The organism is Sorangium sp. So ce1153 (assembly GCF_051521595.1).
Taxonomy (GTDB): Bacteria; Myxococcota_A; Polyangia; order Polyangiales; family Polyangiaceae; genus Sorangium.
In genome coordinates this window covers 7,480,967-7,499,350 of record NZ_CP150361.1, presented here as the reverse complement: position 1 = coordinate 7,499,350, position 18,384 = coordinate 7,480,967, and the positions used below count along the sequence as shown (strand labels likewise).

11 protein-coding genes are annotated in these 18,384 nt (G+C 73.5%); 5 read left to right on the top strand and 6 right to left on the bottom strand.

Going from position 1 to position 18,384, the window contains the following annotated elements:
• Positions 1–11: 11 nt before the first annotated feature.
• From WME85_RS26985 to WME85_RS26970, 4 genes are all read right to left on the bottom strand, one after another.
• Entirely contained in the window at positions 12–2,276 is a 2,265-nt protein-coding gene (locus WME85_RS26985) for an NAD(P)-binding domain-containing protein (RefSeq protein WP_437825233.1), read from the bottom strand.
• A gap of 148 nt (positions 2,277–2,424) precedes the next feature.
• Positions 2,425–4,149, bottom strand: coding sequence for a pre-peptidase C-terminal domain-containing protein (locus tag WME85_RS26980; protein ID WP_437825232.1), 1,725 nt, complete (start codon positions 4,147–4,149; stop codon positions 2,425–2,427).
• A complete protein-coding gene (locus WME85_RS26975; protein WP_437825231.1) occupies positions 4,131–7,235 on the bottom strand; it encodes a vWA domain-containing protein in 3,105 nt (1,034 codons plus the stop codon). Before WME85_RS26975 ends, WME85_RS26980 begins: the two co-directional genes overlap by 19 nt.
• A gap of 262 nt (positions 7,236–7,497) precedes the next feature.
• A complete protein-coding gene (locus WME85_RS26970) occupies positions 7,498–9,948 on the bottom strand; it encodes a cyclic nucleotide-binding domain-containing protein (RefSeq protein ID WP_437825230.1) in 2,451 nt (816 codons plus the stop codon).
• A 426-nt stretch (positions 9,949–10,374) separates the two neighbouring features.
• On the opposite strand from WME85_RS26970, the gene WME85_RS26965 reads away from it, so the two are divergent.
• The gene (locus tag WME85_RS26965) at positions 10,375–11,214 is read left to right on the top strand and encodes a hypothetical protein (protein ID WP_437825229.1); all 840 of its coding nucleotides are present in this window, start codon (positions 10,375–10,377) and stop codon (positions 11,212–11,214) included.
• 157 nt (positions 11,215–11,371) lie between these two features.
• On the opposite strand, the gene WME85_RS26960 is transcribed toward WME85_RS26965, so the two are convergent.
• Entirely contained in the window at positions 11,372–14,593 is a 3,222-nt protein-coding gene (locus tag WME85_RS26960; RefSeq protein WP_437825228.1) for a hypothetical protein, read from the bottom strand.
• Positions 14,590–15,831: a serine/threonine protein kinase gene (locus tag WME85_RS26955; protein WP_437825227.1), complete on the bottom strand. Its 1,242-nt coding sequence runs from the start codon at positions 15,829–15,831 to the stop codon at positions 14,590–14,592. The genes WME85_RS26960 and WME85_RS26955 overlap by 4 nt, the downstream gene beginning before the upstream one ends.
• A 294-nt stretch (positions 15,832–16,125) precedes the next feature.
• Between WME85_RS26955 and WME85_RS26950 the strand changes: the two genes are divergently transcribed.
• From WME85_RS26950 to WME85_RS26935, 4 genes are all read left to right on the top strand, one after another.
• Entirely contained in the window at positions 16,126–16,410 is a 285-nt protein-coding gene (locus WME85_RS26950; protein ID WP_437825226.1) for a hypothetical protein, read from the top strand.
• Positions 16,411–16,529: 119 nt separating this feature from the next.
• Positions 16,530–16,763: a hypothetical protein gene (locus WME85_RS26945; protein WP_437496631.1), complete on the top strand. Its 234-nt coding sequence runs from the start codon at positions 16,530–16,532 to the stop codon at positions 16,761–16,763.
• Between the two features lie 505 nt (positions 16,764–17,268).
• A complete protein-coding gene (locus tag WME85_RS26940; protein WP_437825225.1) occupies positions 17,269–17,463 on the top strand; it encodes a hypothetical protein in 195 nt (64 codons plus the stop codon).
• Positions 17,464–17,652: 189 nt separating this feature from the next.
• The gene (locus tag WME85_RS26935) at positions 17,653–18,369 is read left to right on the top strand and encodes a DUF2914 domain-containing protein (protein ID WP_437825224.1); all 717 of its coding nucleotides are present in this window, start codon (positions 17,653–17,655) and stop codon (positions 18,367–18,369) included.
• The last annotated feature ends 15 nt before the right edge of the window (positions 18,370–18,384 follow it).

The following is an 18,384-nucleotide window of genomic DNA, read 5'->3' as shown; positions in this document are numbered from 1 at the left end:
TCACGACGTGCTCACGGCGCGGGGCCCGCGGGCGTGGTCCCTTGTACGTCGTCGGGCCTGGATCGATCTGACGGCTCCGCGATCGGCCGCACGCCGGCGGCGCGAAGGGCGCTCCAGGGCGGGATGCTCCCGATCAGGACGAGCACGGCGTCGCAGGGGTGCGCCTGCGTCCCCGACGGCGAGGCGAGGGTCGCCACCAGCGCGCCGCCCGGATCGCTGGCGAGCGCGGTCACGTCGGTCTCGAAGCGGAGCGAGAGGCGAGATGCGGCTGCAAGCCTTCGTAATTCCTCGATATTTCTCGTCTTGCCGCGGCGGAATCCGCTGCCTCGGTAGACGACGGTGACCGCGGTGGCCGGCTGGCGGGACAGCGCGATGGCCGCCTCCATGGCGACGTCGCCGAGCCCGACGATCAGCACCCGGCTGCCGGCGAGGCTCCTGGCGTCGGCGAGGTGGTAGTACACGCGGCTTTCCACCTCGGCGGACAGGTCGAACGGGAGCCGGCGCGGCGAGCCGCGCTGGCCGAGGGCGAGCAGCACGCGTCGCGCCCGGCGCTCGGCGCGCGGCCCGCCCTCGCGCGGCTCGGTCACGACGACGAAGCCGGCCGCGGCCTCCGCGGCGGCGCCGGTCGGAGCCTGCCTGCCTGCGCGCGCGCCCGTGTCGCCCGCGCGCGCGATGGATACCATCCGGGTATCTTGCAGGATGGGGAGCCGCTCCTTGCGCACGATGCGGAGCCAGTGGGAGAGCAGCTCTTCCTTGGTCGACTCCTTCAGCCACAGCTTCCCGGTCACGGGCAGGTCGAGCGGCTGATCGAAGACCAGCTTGCCGCGCGGGAAGCTCTGGATGCTCTGCGCCACGCTGCCCTGCTCGATCACCTCGAACGAGAGACCGAGCTCCTTGGCGCGGAGCGCGGCGCTGATCCCGGCGGGGCCTGCGCCCACGATGATCAGGTCGAGCAGCTCGCCTCCCGCGGCGCTCGCGCCGGCCTGTCTTAGCTCCTCCGCGATGCGCGTCGCCGCGTGCGCGCCCTGGTGGATGGCGTTCTTGATGAGCGGGAGCCCGGTGATGTCGCCGGCGAGGTACAGGCCCGGCACGTCGAGGCTCCCGAGGTCGTCGTCGAGGCGCGGCCGATCGGCGATGGGCGCGCCGCCCTCGATGGTGAGCGACCCGTTGGGGCAGCGCTGCTCGCACAGCGTGAGGCCGCAGCACGCCTCGGGGCGGGCCACGACGGCCACGTATCGCTCGACGGCGAGCACGTCGTAGGGGCACGCATCGACGCACGCATAGCAGCCGAGGCAGGTGGTCGTGTCGATCCGGGGCAGGAGCACGTGCGCCGCGGGGCGCAGCATCGCCTCGGCCGGCTCCAGATCGCGCGCCGAGCGCCGCGCGTGCCGCTCGCGCAGGGCGTGGCCGCCGCGGGCGACGGCGAACGCCGCCGCGGCGGCGGCGAGGCCCGCGCCCATCCAGAGCAGCGCGCGCGTGGCGTGCGCGTCCCCGCCCGCGGCGCCGGCCGCGCCCGTCATGATCGGCAGCGCCGCGGCGGCGTCGCGCGCCGCGTCCCACGCGAGCGCGCGGTCCTCGGTGTGCTGGCCGCTGCAGACGCCGCCGCGCGCGCCGCCGAGGCCCGCCGCGGCGGCCTCGGGGAGGGCAGGGCGGTGCTCGTCGAAGCAGGTCACCGGGCGCGCGTCGCCGAGCGGCGCCTGCGCCGCGACGAGGCAGCGCGCGATCGGATCGCGCGGCGCGCCGAGGTCGTGGCACGGCCTGCAGCTCCCGGCGGCGACGATCGCGACCGTGGCCGGCTGGCTCGGGCGGAAGGCCGTCCTCGGGAGCTCCACCTCGGCGCCCGGCGCGAACCGCACCGGCGGCCCCGCGGGGTCGAAGACGACGCCCTGGTCGGCATCATGGATGGGGTGGCACGTGGCGCAGCGCAGCGCGCCGCTCGCGAGCAGCTCCCCGTGGCCCCTGCGGGTCGAGCCGTGGCCGCCGTGGCACCCCGTGCAGGCCTGGTCCACCGCGCGCGCGGCCGGCCGGCCCTCTCGTCCCGCGGCGAACTCCCGTCCCGCGGCGGGCGCCTGCTCCGCGTGGCACGAGGCGCACGCGAGCTGCGCGCGCGCGTGGGGCAGCGAGAGCGGCCCCGGCGACGCGTGTCCCCCCGGCGGTGGGAACAGCAGCGCCGCCGCGCCGGTCGCCACGGCGCCCGCGAGCGTGGCGGGCAGCACGCCCCGGAAGCGGGTGACGTCGGAGGTCGACTCGGCGCGGCGCGCGGCGCGCCCTCGCACGATCTCCCGCGGCTGGGCGGCGCGCTGGCGCGGGTCGGACAGGTCGGCGCGGTAGAGCGTCCTCGAGGCGTCGGGAGAGCGCGGCGCTCCCGATGTCTCCCTGGGGCCGGCGGGCGGCGCGCGTGTCGGGCCGCTCCCGCCTGCGGGGCTAGAGGACCGTGACATTCAGTCGATAGAAGAAGGTCGCGTTCGGGACGAGGTCCGCGGCCCGGACCCTCACGTGGTAGGTGCCCGCGGCGAGGTCGGTCACCGAGGCGTAGGAGCAATAGCCGATCCCCCCGTCGTCGTCGGAGGCGAGGACGGTGGCCCCGTCGTCCCCCAGGATCTCGATGTAGCTGTCGAGCAGCCCGTTCGCGCACGCGTCGGTGCCGTTGTCGGCCACGTTCACGTGGAGCGTCGAGCTCGACCCTGGCACCTGCACGGCGATCACGTCGACGTCGCCCGCGGGGGCGATCTCCGCGAGCCACGGCGATGTATACGCGTTGGCCTGCGCGGGGGTGCTGTTCGGCTCCGTCTCGTCGAGCTCGAACCGGCAGGTAGGGCTGCACCCGTCGAGGGCATCCGTGTTGCCGTCATCGCACTGCTCGCCTTCGGTGAGGTTGCCGTCCCCGCACGCCTCCTCGACGAGCGTCACGTCGAGCCGGTACGGGAACGTCGTGCGCGCGGCGCCCGTGGCCGCGGTGACGCGCACGTAGTAGTCGCCCGCCGCGAGCGACGGCGCCACCGCGCGGGCGCACAGGCCTGTCTCTCCGCGGTCGCGCCGGACGATGGTCGCGCCGCTGTCGTCCAGGATCTCGATGACGCTGTCGAGCCGGTTGTTGAGGCAGTCGTCGCTCGTGACGTCGGTGGTCTCCGCGATGAGGACCGTCGGGCCGCTCGGCACCGTGACGCGCACGAGATCCTGGTCGGCCCGGGGATCGATGGCGGCGAAGAAAGGCGCGGCGTAGGTGTTGGCCGCGGCCAGGGTGTCGTTGGGCTCGACCTCGGTCGCCTCGAGCCGGCATTCCTCGTCACAGCCGTCGTCCGTCTCGTCGACGGGGTTGTCGCACTCCTCCGTCGAATCCTGGATGGAGTCCCCGCAGACGGTCTGGCGGCTCGTCACGCTGAGGGTGAACGCCCCGGTCTGGCCCTCGTCCGTTCCGGTGACGACGATGTGGAAAGCGTCGCCTTCGTTGACGGGCAAAGTGAGCCGGTTGTCGATCCCGGCGCCGGCGCTCACGCTGCCGCAGGCGATCATCGTCGACGCGTCGGCGCAGGCGCCGCGCAGCGTGGCCACGAGCCTGGCGTCCGTCTGCGGGGTCAGCACGACGTCGAGCAGCCCCGTGCTGGCTGCGGTGAAGGTGTAGGCGACGCCCGGGCTGCTCGTCATGCAGCCGCTGCTGACGACCGCGTGGCCGCTCGTGTCGCCGGTCGCGGTCGCCGGATCCGCGAGCGGCACCGGCTCCGCGCACATGTCGGCGCAGGCGTCCGCGCACTCCGGATCCCCGCAGTCGGCGCTGCCGTCGAGGTCGTTGTCCTGGCCGTCCTGGCACGCCTCGGGGCTCGAGCAGCTCGACGCATCGGCGGTGCAGGAGGGGCTGCACCGGAGCTCGCCGCCCTCGAACCCGAGGCTCTGGCAGCTCGCGCTCTTGAGGTCGTCCCCGTCGCACGCCTCCTCCGGGTCGGCGACGCCGTCCCCGCACGTGCCCGGGGTGGCGCCCCCGCCTCCGCCCTCGCCGCCGCCGCCGGCGCTGCCTGCCCCGGCGCCGCCCGTGGGCGACGAGGGCCTCGGCCGCGGCGAGTCATCGCCCCCGCCGCACGCCGCGACCACCCCCGCCGCGGCGCAGAGCAGCGCGGCCGCCGTGATGCTGCGCTTCACTCGGTATCCGGACATGAATAGGTGATCTCCCAGTCCTGCACTTGAACTCCCCCGCCGCCGGTGCTCGTGGGATTGAGCCTCATCTGGAGCTCGAGGAACTCCTGCTGCGCCTCCGGCAGCTCTCCGAGAATGTCGAACAGGTCGACCGTGCACACCGGCGTGGACGTCTCGTCGCACACCTGGGTGTTCGTCGGCGCGGCGTGGGCGGTCGCGGCGAGCGTCACCGTCGCTGCGCCGAGGTCCGCGGCGTCATCCGCCGCCCGCACGAAGAACTCCACGCTCGAGTCGCCTGGGGTCACCGTCCTGTACCTGAGGTATCCCCACTGGGTCTTGGTCCCCGGCGGGCAGACGCCCTGGTACCGCTCCCAGGCCGTGGTGATGGGCGTGAGGCTCGTCGTCACGCACGGCACGATGGCCCGCACCTTCCCGCCCGGGTTCTCGCGGATCGCGGAGCAGGTGGTGGGGCAGAGCTTCACGCTCGTGTTCGTCGCGTCGGCGAAGTACCAGCCGCCGCCGGCGCAGTTCCCCGCCCCGGTCCGGCGCGTGAGCGTTGTCTCGGCGCCGGCGCCGTTCACGTGAACGACGGACACCGACCCGGGGTCCGCGGCCCCCGCGACGGGAACCGTGACGTCGCACGGCAGCGCCTCCCCGCGGATCGAGACGAGCGCATTGAGGAGGCCGCCCTGGAGCGCCGCGCCGGTGAGGAGGTTGTACGCCTGTCCGCCGCCCTGGGCCGCGATGAGGTTGATGATCTCCGCGTTCGAGTTGCCGAACCCCACCGCGTGCACGCGGACGCCGCGGTCCTGGAAGGCATGGCGCGCCAGCTCCCCGATGTGGTTGGGGACGGTGTCGCACTCCGACGGGATGCCGTCGGTGACGAGCACGACCGCGACCTCCTCCTCGGGATGGGCGTTCTTGTAGTTGATCGCCCAGGTCGTGGCGCCCTCGAGCGCCGGGTGCATCGGTGTCTCGCCGGTGGGGGTCGGGAAGTTGATGAACGCCTGATCGAGCTTGAGCTCTTGCTGATCCCCCATCGCCGCGGACTCCTCCATCAACCGGTTGGCCGGGTTGCCATCGAACGGGACGAGCGGCAGAGCGCAGCCGCCGCCGCCCGTACCCGGGAGCGGGCACGAAGGGTTGGAGTTGCACGGTCCGGGGTTGTCGAGCGGCCAGAACCTGAAGGCGATGCCGAGCCCGGCCGACGCTGGATCCCTGAAGAACGCCTTGAGCGCCTCGGTCGCCGGTATCCAGCGCTGGGCGCTCACGTTGGTCGTCCCCTGCAGGCGCATCGAGGTGGATCGATCGAGCGCGATGAACATGGTGACCGGCCTGACCAGCGACACGCTGGCCGTCGCGATGCAGCCGGGAGACTCGCACGTGGCCGATTGGTAGATGCTCCCGTTGTTGGCGCACTGGCACTCGGCGACCAGGCCGCCGGGGTTGACGATGAGCTCCATCCCGTCAGCGACGCCGGTGCAGCCGGCCACGCTGATGCACTCGCCCGGCGCGATCGGCTGCGCCGTCGTGCAGGCCAGGGTGCCGCCGGTCGGGCTGCACGAGTTCAGGACGCGGCCGGGGGCCGAGGAGGGGAGCTTGCCCGCGCCGGCCGGATAGCGGTGGATCTGGATCCCCGCGGGCGCCGCCGTGTTGCCGCGGTTGCAGACCGGGATCGTCCCGCCGCAGGGCACGCCGAGCGTCAGATCCACGCCGGGGCACTCAGGGTTCGTCTCGTTTGGCAGGTAGGCCTTGCAGAGGCCCTGTTGCGGGCAGTCCTCGCCGCAGAGGCTCTCGACGAGGTTGACGCACTGGTCGGTCCACTGACCCGTGCTCGAGCAGCAGCTCGGCATGTTCGTGCAGACCTGGCTGATGCACGGGTCGCCGCAGGTTGTAGCGCTCAGCGGCTGCCCGACGTAACACTTGTCGTGCGCGCACCCAGCGGGCGCGGCCTCGCAGTCGGCGTCGCACAGCGACTCGGCCAGGGACACGCAGGAGGCATTCCACATCGGGGTCGACGTGCTGCACGTCTTGCCACCGCACTGGGTCGCGACGAGGTTGACGCACGTCGCACTCCAAGTCCCCGTGCAGGACCCGTCCAGGTCCCTGGCGGTTCCCGTGGGACAGGTGGTGCCGGGCGGTGGCGGGAGGCAGACGCCCGGGTAGACGCAGGTGCTGCCCGGTGCGACGAGGGTCTGGCACAGCGTGTCCGACGTGCAGTGGATCTCGCAGCAGCGGGGGTTGGCGGCGCAGATGTTCGCGATGCACGGGTCCCCGCAGGTCGGGGTCATGTTGGTCGCCGCGCCGGGGAACTGCTGACAGGCGTCATGCCCGCAGTCCGCCGGGATCGTCGTCTGCGTGCAGCAGTTCGGGTTGGCGTCGCAGACCTTCGTGACGCAGCCGCTGCACGTCGACAGCAGCGAGGTGCCGGTCGCGCAGATGTTGTGAGCGCACGCGCCCCGCGCGGGGTTGTCGCAGTGCTGGTCGAACTGGCAGTCTTCGGCGGTCGTGCACGGCTGGTGCGTGCCCTGCCGCGCGATGGACTCGGGCAGCTCGTTGATGTCCCCGACCGACCACGAGTACGTCGTCCCGGCCCCCGAGAGGTCGATGGGGCCGCCGTCCGGCACCTCCTCGAACGACTGGCACGTCGGGTCGCACGGGTTGGTCGCGCAGAGGCCCCCGTCGGAAGCCTCGGAGTTGGCGAGCGGCCGATACCCGCTCTCGCCGCTCCCCTGCGGCGCCGCCCCGAACGGAGACCGCCGCATCGTCATTGACCCTTCGCAGCTCCCGTAACGTCCGTCCACGCAGCGCCGGACCCCGTCCATGCACGTCAGCACGCCTTCGTGCTCACCGACGGTGATGTGACACTCCAGCTCTGCGCCGTCGACGCACGGGTCCCCCGCGCCCGTGCCCGTGCTCGTCCCGCCGTCGGGACCACCCGTCCCGTCCTGCGGCCCCGGGGCGCTGCTGTTCTCTCCGCTGCACGCTCCGGCGATCAACGCGGACGCCGTGAGCAGCGTGACGAGCAACAGCGCTCTCGGCGCCCACGCCTCGGCGGAGCCTGATCGGGAGAGCGCTCCCATCCACTTGGTCAAGGGACCAGCCATCGGCTTCTCTACCTTCCACTGGGGTGCTGACGGGAAAATTGTACCCGGGCGCAGAAGGCAAAGTCCAGGCCTCTCGCCCGTGCGCGGAGCGTGGCGCGAAAAGCGGTCGGAGCGCACGGGCGCGGTTCCCCCGCGCGGGCGGCAAGGCGTGCGACGCACAAAGAAATGCTGTGCCTCGCAACGATTTCATAGCGAGTCCGGCGCGCCGCAGGTGTTGCGCCACGCGCCGCGGCTGTGGCCGTGTGGGGCGGCGTGCGCGTGCTCATCGGGGCACGCTGGTCGCCGTGATCGCGTGAAGCAAGAGCAGCGCGGCGGCGACGCCGAAGGTGATGATGTGCGCCGGCAGCCCGGCGCGGAGCGCGGCGAGGAGCGCGCGCTGGGCCGGGAGCGCGCGCAGCTCCACGGCGAGGCGGATGAGCTCGGACAGGCCGGCGAGGCGCTCCGCGCCGCGCCCTTCGAGCACGACGTCGATGCGGGCGCGCAGCGCGCGCTCCTCGTCGCGCAGGCCGCGCCCCGAGGCGAGGAGCGCGAGCGGGCCGACGGGGCTCTGCACGTAGGGCACGAGGATCTTCTCGACGATCTTCTTGACCAGATCGCTGCGCCCGCTCACCCCGCGGTAGAAGCGGTCGAGGAGCTCCCGGCGAGCGGCGGCGAAATCCTCCGGCAGCGCCGCGGTGCGCTCGATCCGGGCGAGGCGCCGCGGCGCGAGCCGGTAGGCGACCGCCGTGAGCGCGCCGGCCGCCGCGGTGGCCCAGAAGGCGAGGTGCAGCGCCGCGCCGAGGGTCGGGCGGCCGGACCGGGGCCACGGCGCGTGTGCGAGCGCGAGGCCGGCCGTGACGAGGCCGATCGCGAGGTGCCCGGACAGCTGCGGGCGCAGCCGGCTCCTCACGGGCCCGCCGTCGCCGCGCTCCTCCGTCGCGGCGTCGCCGCGGTCCTCCGGCGCTCCGTCGCGGCGGTCCTTGGCCGTCGCGGCGTCGCCGCGGTGCTGGGCAGCCGCGCCGTCGCGACGCCGGGGCCGCATCCACGCCCATCGTCCGGCGCGCTTCGGGATCGCGTACAGCAGGAGCAGCGCCATGCCCACCGCGGCGGCGACGCCGGCCGACCACGCGGCGCCCTCGCCGGGCCGCGCGTCGCCGCGCGCGTGCGCCGCGAGCCCCGCCGCGCCGAGCCCCGCCGCCGCGATCGCGCTCCCGGCGAGCAGCGCCGCGTCGCTCCGCGGGGCGCCGGCGCGCTCCTGCTCGCGCCGCGCCCCGCCGAGCAGGTCGCGCACGTCGGCGATCTCCTCCGCCGGGTTGACGCGGAAGATCGAGCCCGTGGGGCACGCCTTCACGCACGCTGGGCCGTCGTGATCGCGGCAGAGATCACACTTGACGGCGAGGTCCGGGAAGCCCGCGCCTCCCGGGCGCGGCGCGTCCGGGGGCCGCGGCGCCATGGCGATGTTATCCCAGGGGCACGCCTTGGCGCAGGCGCCGCAGCCCGTGCAGAGCGCGTCCCGGATGAACACCTCGCCTCCGGTGTCCTTGCCGATGGCGCCGGTGGGGCACTCGATCATGCACGCCGGGCTCTCGCAGTGCTGGCAGGAGTTCGGCAAGAGGAGGCTCCGCGGCGCGCCGTGCCGCGCGGCCTGCGCCGCGTCGTCGTCGTCGTCGTCGTCCACGCGCGCGAGCACCTTGTCCCCGCGGCGCGCGAGCCGAGAGACCCCGTGCACATCGGCGCACGACCACGCGCAGTGCCCGCAACGGGCGCACGTATCGAGGTCGATGACGAGGAGGGACCGCGCGACCTGAAGGCGATACAGGTCCCTGAAGACGTGCGCTGTGTGATTGCGCGCGTGGCCGGCGACGATCGCCTCCTGTGCGGCGCTCTGCTCGCCGGTGATGCGCCGGAGTCGGGGGATCAGATCTGGGTGCTTTCGCGCGAGGGAGGCGAACGTCTTCGCGGGCACGGACAGGAGCGTCGCGGCGCCGCTCGCCACCGCGCTCGCCGCCCGACTCCGGCCCTCGCCGAGCTCGACGTCTCCGAAGAAATCACCCCGGGTGAGGTACGCGCGCACATGAATCCGATCTCCGTCCTCGGTCTGGACCTGCACCATCCCCTCGGCGATGAGCCACAGCTCTGCCGCCGGATCGCCGGCGCGATAGACGGCCTGACCGCGCTCGAAGCGCCGATGACTCACCGCGTCGAGGAGGATCTCGATATCGTCCGGGTCGAGATCGCGCGTGAAGGCGAGGGTGCCGAGGAGGTCGCGCGTCGCGCTCCTCCGCAGCGCGCGCTCGAGCTTCTCGGCGATATCGGTCTTTCCGGAGCGCCCGGCGGCGCGGCGGAACAGGTGGACGGGGACCTCGGCGAGGACGCTCTCGGCGAGCGCGACTGCGGTGGTCCTGCGCGACATCCCCACGACCGCCTCCTCGCCGAGGACATCGCCCACAGCGGCGGTGCGCACCTCCGTTTCGCGATCATCTCCGCGGCGCGTTGCCCTCAGGGCGACGCGGCCGGACGCCACGACGAAGAAGGCGTCGCCGGCGTCGCCGGCGCGATAGGCGACCTCGTCCGGCGAGAGCGCGCGGAGCCTCCCTGCCTCGGCGATCTCGCGCCGGGCCCGTTCGTCGAGCCCTCGCAGCACGGGCGCGTCGAACACGCCCGGCGGCCACGCGCGGGCGCGGTCCGACGCCGCGTCGCGCCCGTCGCCGCGCGTGTGGTCGGATGAGGGCATCAGCGCTGCTCCCGGCGCGCTCGGTGGTCGGGCGCGGGCGGCCGCGCGAGCAGGCATCGCCCCGCCGCCCCGTCGAGGCGCGAGCCGCCGCGCGGCGAGGCGACGTCAGCAGGAGCGGCAGGAGGGAGCGGCGTCATCGGGCGGGACACCGTCGCTTCATACCATCGCGCATCAGATATCTTAAGGGACGACATGGTCTTACTTCATGTTCGACGCTGAAGAAGCGTAAAAAAAAGGATGAACGTCCCGAAAAAGCCTTGACACCCAGGCCGATTATAGGGAATATCCATCCTGCTAGACTCGGCATCTTCGGCGCCAGGGTTCGTTTGATGGTTCAGCATGAAATGACTAGCATCTGTTCCAGAGTGCACATGCAATGTCATTCCAAACCAACGAGGTAGATGTATGAGTAGGCGCACGACGAGTTTGGCTGTTGCATCCCTGGCTGCCGCGTCCCTGATCACGCTCGGTTCGGCGTCCGCGAGCGCCAAGGATCACGCGGACTGGGCCCTCGAGTTCCTCGACAAGACGATCGCGGACAACAATACGTGGGGGAACGACCCCGCGTGCTACATCAACTGGGAGACGGCGCCGGGACCGGCGGAGGACGGCTCCTTCGTGCCCGGGGAAGGCATGCCGGCCTGGAGCGCCATGACCAAGGGCGCGTGTTTCTTCACGCTGACGCTCCAGAAGTCGATGGGGTACACCCAGGACGACATCAAGCGGCTGTGGCGCAAGAACAGCCCCACGTCGGACCAGTACTTCGATGTCATCAACGCGAGTCCCGCGGTCGGCGCGGCCCCTCCCGGGATCGAGACGTACTTCCGCCGCGTCACGCGGGCGATTGACGTCCAGAAGGGCGATGTCCTCGTCGTCGGCGCGACGGCCACGTACGCCGGTCACACGGTCGTCATCACGGGCACGCCGACGGAGATCTTGCCGCAGATCAACCCGCGTTACTCGGGGACGAAGCAGTACGCGGTGCCGATCGCGGACTCGACGGAGACGGCGCACGGGTGCAACGAGTCGTACCCGGACAGCCGGTGGAGCGGGCCGTGCACCGGCGGCTACATGAGCTCCGGCGCCGGGACGGGCTACATGCGGGTGTACACCGACTCGCTCACGGGCATCCTGCTCGGCTACACGTGGAGCGTCACCTCCTCGACGACGAGCTACTACTCGCCGTCGACCCGGCCGTTCCGCATCGGCAGGCTGTTCAAGCTGCCCGCGCCGCTCCCGACCGAGCCGCCCCCGCCCCCTCCCTGATCGCCGGGGAAGCTCTTCTCGATCACGGTGAGCTGAGCTCTTCAGCTCCTGACCAGCGAAGCCCTTACCCCGCGGGCCGGGGTAGGGGCTCGCCCCTTTTTGTCCGCCGGCGCGTCGCGCGGCCTGTCTACCCAAGCGCTCCATCACGGGCCTCGGCTCAGCGGATCTCGGCCTCGGCCCGCGCGAGCTCGACGATCTCGAGCCGCTCGAGCATCGACTCGGTGACCAGCGGGCCGCTCGGCCTGAGGCCGCGCCGCGCCTGCTCCCGCTCGTAGGCCGCGAAGGCGCGGATCAGGAACGGGGGGAACGCCCGGAAGAGCAGCCTCGCCTCGGCCCGGAGCGGGCCGCGCCGATTGCCGGCCGCGAGATCGTACGTGTACCGGATCGGCACGCCGGGCGGCACGGAGCGCGTGTCGATGATCGCGTCCGGCCCCTTGACGACTCCGCGGCTCGCGTCCAGCGCGCCGACAGGGAAATAGGTCTCCAGAAAGGCGTTTGGCCCCGTGAGGTTCGAGCCGCATGCCCCGGTGTCTGCGTCGTAGTCGCCGTCCGCGAACCGATCGGCGTGGTGCAGCCCCTGGCCGGGACCGGGCTGGCAGACGCCGGCCGCGTCCACCACGCCGATGCAGCGGACACAGCGTAAAAATCCGTTCTGGAAGTTGATGAGTCCTCGCCCCCGGAACGACGTGCCGCCGAGCCGTGGCGGTGGATTCCAGAGAGGGACATCCGGCCCGTCGCGCACGTCGGCGCCGAACAAGCCCCCTGATGCGCCCGCCGCCCTGAAGGGGTGATTCGCGTCCGGGTCGGTGTTCACCCGGGCGAACACCTTGTCTTTGAGGTCCTCCTCGGCGCGGTCGACGCGGCCAACCTCGTAGATCACCCGCCCATCTCCGTCCCTCACCACGAGGTGGACCCAGAACTCGCGCTCCTGGCTGAAGCCGGCCGGCACCTTGTGCCCGGCGCCGGTGTTCTCGATCTCGATCGGGATCTCGATGCGGTCCGCGCCGGCGCGCCGCGCGGCGCCGAGCTCGAAGCGGAACGTGTGGCGGAGGAGCAGGTCGCGGCGGCGGCGCGCGCCCGCGGGGATGCCGTGCACGTCGAGCGAGGGCTCGTCGATGAGCGCCTCGGGGAACTCGTCGGACAGCGGCACATCCACGCCGGAGAAGTAGTGGGTCACGACGTCGGCCGGAGCGGTGGAGTGATCGGCGACCCGGCCCCGCGGCCGCGTGCCGGGCGGGCGGGGAGCGAAGCGCGTGCCGGGCGGGCACTCCGGATCTCCCGCCGACGCCTGCGCGGCGCCCGTCGGCGGCGCCGCCTCGCAGACGCCGGGGTAGGTGCTCATGTGGCAGTCCTGGCAGCTGGCCGCGCGGCGGCCCGCGCGCTCCTCGGACCGCGCCCAGTCCGACCACTCGGTGTAGGCGTTGCGCAGGCGCTTGAAGTGCTCGCCCCGCGCCGCAGCGAGGCTGTCGGTGCCGAAGAGGCGCACGTCGTGGCAGGCCCCGCAGAACTCGCTCGAACGCAGGTAGGCCCTGGCGGCCGCCGACGGTCGGCCGTGCACGACGGGGGCGTCGGCGCTCGCCGGCCGGTCCGCCGAGGCCACGGCGGGCCTGTCCCCGCGCTGGCCTGCGGCGAGCAGGAGCTCCTCGGGGCGAAGGTCGTAACCGCTGTTCGCGATCCCGAAGAGACCCCGCGCGTCCTCGGGGCGCGCCGCGAAGACGGCGCCGGACGTGAAGGACGTCCACGTCGGGTTGCCCTGGTAGCCAGCGCGCCCGCGCGGGCCGACCGGACCGTGCACCTGGTGGCAGAAGGCGCAGGAGATCCCCTCCATCCCGCGGCGGGTGAGCAGGTCGCGGACGGGCAGGCGCGTGCGGGGATCGCCGCCGGGGCGGCCGTCCCACGCCGGCATGGCCGCGTCGAGGTTCTCCGCCGGGCTGTGGCAGTTGACGCACCAGTGCTCGCCGCCCGAGCCGGTCACGGCGACGCCGCTGCGCCCGTCGCGGCACGCGCGCGCGGGGTCGGCCTTGCGGAGGATCCCCGCGCCGTTCGGGCAATCGGCGGTGCGCCCGGCCTGCTCCTCGATGAGGCTCTCCAGCGCATTGAAGAGCGGGCTCTTCACCGAGTGCGCCATCACGGAGCGGCGCCACTCCGACGCCTGGCGGCCGTGGCACGCGGCGCAGTCCTCCGCCGCCGTCTGCGGCGCTGCGAGCGGCGCGACCGGCGCCACGGCGACCGCCCGCGGCGCCGCCTGCTCGGGCGCGGCCCGCGGCAGCGCCAGCGCGGCCAGCGCGGCCGACGCGACGAGCGCGCCGGCGCCGAGCGGCGCGAGCTGCCGCAGCCGCGCCGCCGCGCCGACGCGCTCATCGCGCCGGCGCGGCGGGCGCGCGGCCTGCGCGCGGCCTCCGGGCTCGCGCCCGCGCGTCGCGGCGGCGGTCGTGGCCTCTGCCGTCGCGGCGCCGTTCCGCGCCGCCGGGGGCTCGTCGAGGAACCCGCTCAGCGCGTCCGCGATCGCCTCGGCGCGCGGCGGCCGCCGCGCGGGGTCCGGATGGAGCAGCCGCAGGGTGTAGCCCTGGAGGCCGGCGGGGAGCGAGGTCGCGACGCCCTCGATGAACGGCGGCGGCTCGCGGTGTGCGGCCTCGCCGAGCGCGTGCCGCAGGCCGGCGCCCGCGAACGGGTGCTCTCCCGCGAGCAGGCGGTAGAGCACGAGGCCGAGCGCGTAGCGGTTCGCGGCGCTGTCCCAGAGCGCGCCATCGGCCTGCGCGGGGGGCGTCCAGAGCGGCGGGACCGCCGAGGACGCGCGCGCCCCCTCGGCGCGCGGCTCCGAGGCAGCCCCGCGGCCCGCCCGTGCCCCGACGAGCGCCGCGACGAGCGCGCTCGCGGGCAGCGTCACCCCGCCAGCGTCGTCCACGAGCACCGCGTCGGGCGAGAGCGGACCGGGGAACAGGCTGGCCCGCTCGCACGCCGCGAGCGCGCGGGCCAGCGGGACGGTGAGCCGGAGCGCCTCCTCGAACGGAAGCGGCCCGCGCCGCGCGCGCACCCGGTCCGACAGGGAGGCGCCAGCGAGCCTCCGCACGAGCCAGACGCGCGCCGAGCGAGGACGCGGCGCGTCACCAGGCTCGCCGTCGGCCGGCGCGTCGCCGCGCTCCCCCTCGGCCGGCGCGGCGATGCCGCCGTCGATGAAGCCGCCGACGCCCGCGCTTCCGAGCGACAGGAGGCGCGTCGCGACGGCCTCGTGCTCCGGCCCTGCCGGGCCACCCTGGTCGGCCTCGCCGAGCCGCCACAGCTCCTCCGCGGCGCCGCAGCGCCACCGCGCGGCGCACCCCACGGCCGGCAGGGGCGCGCCTTCCGTGTAGCCAGCCTGCTCTGGCGACGCTCGCCTCACCGCGCCCTCACCGGCGGCGCTGGCGTCGCGGCGCTGGCGGGCGGCTCCGGCGCGCCGTCCGAAGAGCGCAGCGCGTAGGTCCCGAGCCCGGCGAGCGCCGACAGCGTCACGATGATCGCGATCGCGAGCCGGCCCGGGACGTCGCGTGTCCGGTCGATCTGCTCGACGAGCGCGATCGTGTCGGTGCGCGGCGCGCCCGACGCGCCGGTGACGCGCGCCCCTCCGGGCCCGCTCACCCGCTCCTGATCGCCGGCGCGGTGCGGCGTGCTCACCCGTTCCTGATCGCCGGCGCGGTGCGGCGTGCTCACTCGTTCCTGATCGCCGGCGCGGTGCGGCGTGCTCACCCGTTCCTGATCGCGCGCGCGGTGCGGGGCGCTCGCCGTCGACGCGCGCTCCCCGCTGGCGGCGCGCTGCGGCGCGCTCCCTGCTGTCTGGAACGGCTCCAGGCGGTCCACGATGTCCTGCGCGAGGTACGGTCGATCCTCGGGGGCCTTCTCGAGCAGCTGGAAGAGGAGCTGCTCGACGCCGCGGGGCAGCCCGCTCCGCACGTCGTCATCGAGCGGCGGCGGCTCCGCCGTGCACTGCAGGTTGAGCAGCTCGCGCGGCGAGGCCGACTGGAACGGCGGGCGCCCCGTGAGCGCCTCGTAGAGGATGAGCCCGAGGCAGTAGAGGTCCGACCGGTGATCGATGGAGCGCGCGTCGATCTGCTCCGGGCTCATGTACTGCAGGGTGCCGACGCTCTGCGTGTTGGTCTGGTTCATCGCCTCGACGACCTTGGCGATGCCGAAGTCCATCACCTTCACGCCGCCGTCCTTCTGCACCATGATGTTCTCGGGCTTGAGATCGCGGTGGATCACGGGCGGCGCTTGCCCGTGGGCCGCCGCGAGCGCGCTCGCCACGCCGGCCGTGATCCGCACCGCTTCCGGCCAGGGGAGGCGGCCGGCGGCGCCGAGGACGGCGCGCAGCGTCTGGCCGTCCAGGTACTCGAGCACCATCACGAGCTCGCCGGAGGCCTCGATGCTGGCGAGGCTCCGGACGATGTTCGGGTGCTCCAGGTGCGCGAGGATCTGCATCTCGTTCAGGAAGAGGCGCCGTCCTTGCTCGCTCCGGGCGAGCTCCGGGCGCAGCACCTTCAGCGCGACGCGCCGGCGCGACAGGCGCTCCTCGCCCTCGTAGACCTTGCCCATCCCCCCCTCGCCGACGAGGCGTCGAACGAGGTACTCGCCGATCTGGTCCATGCGCCGTCTCCTCTCCCTGGCCGGGGCGTCTCTTCTACGTGCGAGCAGGGCCGAGGGCTTACACCCGATCCCGCGTCCGGCTCGCCGCCGGTCCGCTCCGGCGCCCCTCCGCACCGCCGCGGCGCCGCTGAGGACACGGCTCCTCTTGGCCCCTTCGCCCTCTGCCTCTCCGCGCTGCTTCAGGATCGCGGCCCCCGCGGAGATCGTGGCTCGCCGAGAGGATCGCGGTTTCTCGCCCGGCGGGGTATCGAATTCCTGCGCCTCGATGGAGGACGTAGTGGTAGATCTGGCCCCATGCTCCCACATAAGGCGTCGCTCGCTCGAGCAGCGCTCGTGGTGGTCGTGGCGCTCGTGGTCCCGGCGTGCTCGCGGAGCGCGCCGGAGCCCGAGCCATCCTCGCCGCCGGCCGCGTCCGGCGCGCCCGCCGCCGCGCCGCTCGCGTGGGATGTCCCGGGGAGCTGGGCGGCGCTCGAGGTGCCGCGCGCCGGCCCGCGCAAGGCCCTCTACAAGCGCGCCCGGCGTTCCGGGGCCTGCTCGAGTCGGTGCGGTGAGCTCGGTGCGGTGAGCTCGATGGCGTGAGCTCGGCTTGATACGGCGAGCGCTGCGTGGTTGAGCGCGTCCTTGTTCGCCGCGAGCAGCGGCGCGCCGGGCGGCGCGGCGCTCGCGGCGGGCTTCGCGCCCGTGGTAGTTTGCGCGCCATGGATGACCGAAAGCGCGACGCCCGCACGCCGGCCGAGATCTTCCGCACCGAGGCGGAGGCCGAGGCGGAGACGAACCGGCTCTGCGAGGAGAGCAAGCACCAGCTCGCCAACCGCTGTCCCGAGTGCGGCAGCCTGGGCAGCATGGAGCTGGTCGACGGGGTCCTGCGCTGCGTCGATTGCGACGAGGTGGTGGCCGCAGCCCGTCAGCTGGCTGGCTTCGGCCGCCGCTGAAGCGCTCCCGGGGCGAGCGCCGCCCCCGGGGCGTTGGGGGCGTCGCTCAGCCGTCGTAACCCGGAGCCGCTGAATAAAGCACGGAACCGGCGTTCAGTTGTTCAGGGCGTCCCATTGAAGCTCCGGCCAGCACGTTTTACGCTTCGCCGCGCTTCACGTCGCCACGGGCGCCCGCCACAGCGCCTGGCCAGTGGGCCAGGGAGGCACCAGAGAGACGCCAGGGAGGCGCCAGAGGGAGGCAGAAGAGCCCTCGCGCACGCCGCCCTCGCGCACAGCGGACCCAAGCAAGCCAAGCAAGCCAAGCAAACTGGAGCAGCACCGGACAGAAATCGTCGAGAGAGACTTCTTTCCTGATGATTTTCAGTCGAAGCCGTGACTATCCTGCGAACATTGGCGTTTTCGCGCCCAGGTCAGTTTTCAGCCTCGGACACCGTGCACGGAAGTGCAGGACGGCTCAGCCAGCCGGGGCGTGACAGCCAGACTGAAGTGTTGCAAGGAGTTGGAGATGAAGCAGATCGCAGCGGACAGCTCGTACCACGCGCCACGGGAGACAACGCAGGGGTCCCGGGCGACGACGGCACGAGGCGCGAGCGGAGGGCTGCTCATCCTGATGATCGAAGACAGCGCCATCACGAACTTCGGTCCCTCCCAAGATGGTGAGTTGACCAACATTCCGCGTCGCTCCCGTCCGAAGCGTTGACCAGCGCCGCCGCGGCCTGGCGGCGCCGCTCCCGAGCTCATTTCGCGCTGCCCGGCACCGGCTCTACGCCCTTCGACGGGCATGGGCGACGGGCCTCCTGGCTGCTGCGGGGGTTGTAGTTTTTTCGCCCCCTCCGCTGAATCGTGGCACCTCGTCGGTGTGAACACCCGGGGAACGAAGCGGAAAACCATGGTCCTGGCGCTCGCGGCCGCTGCTCTCGGCGGGGCGCCCGCGTGGCTCGGTTGCAGCGACCCGAGCGATGCCGTCGCCCGGATCGCCCGCGAGGAGCCTCCGGCGCTGAGCCGCGCGGCCCAGGGGAGCCCAGGCGGCGACGTTGAGAGGGAGGCGAGCGCGGCCGCGCCGGCCGACCAGAGGCGCGAAGGCGACGCGCCGGAGCTCACCGGCGGCGCCGCCGCGGACGTGGGCCGCAGCGACGCCGATCGCCGCGACGGGGCGACCGCGTCGACCCGCGGCGCGGGGCGAGAGCGGCGCCGCAGGTCGGGGTCGGCCGCGGAGGGCTCGGGGCGCGCGGGGCAGGGCGGCGTCGCTGAAGAGCGCGCCGCCGCGGCGCCCGAGCTCCAGGTGGTGCGGCTCGTCGTCTCGAGGGGCATCGCCGGCCGCGAGCCGCTCGAGCCGGCGACCTCGTTCGCGAGCGCGGAGATCGATCGCATCTATGCCTTCGTCGAGCTGGCGAACAAGGACCGGGCCGCCTCGGAGATCACCGTCGCCTTCACGCCGCCCGACGGGAGCGCGCCGCTGCGCATTCCCCTCGCGGTCGGCGCGCAGCGGCGGTTTCGTACGTGGGCGGCCACGCGGAAGGCCCGCGCAGCGGGGCTCTGGGCGGTGGTGGTCAGCGACGCGACGGGCAAGGAGCTCGCGCGCGCCTCGTTCACGATCACGAAGTAGGAGGCGCCCCGTGGA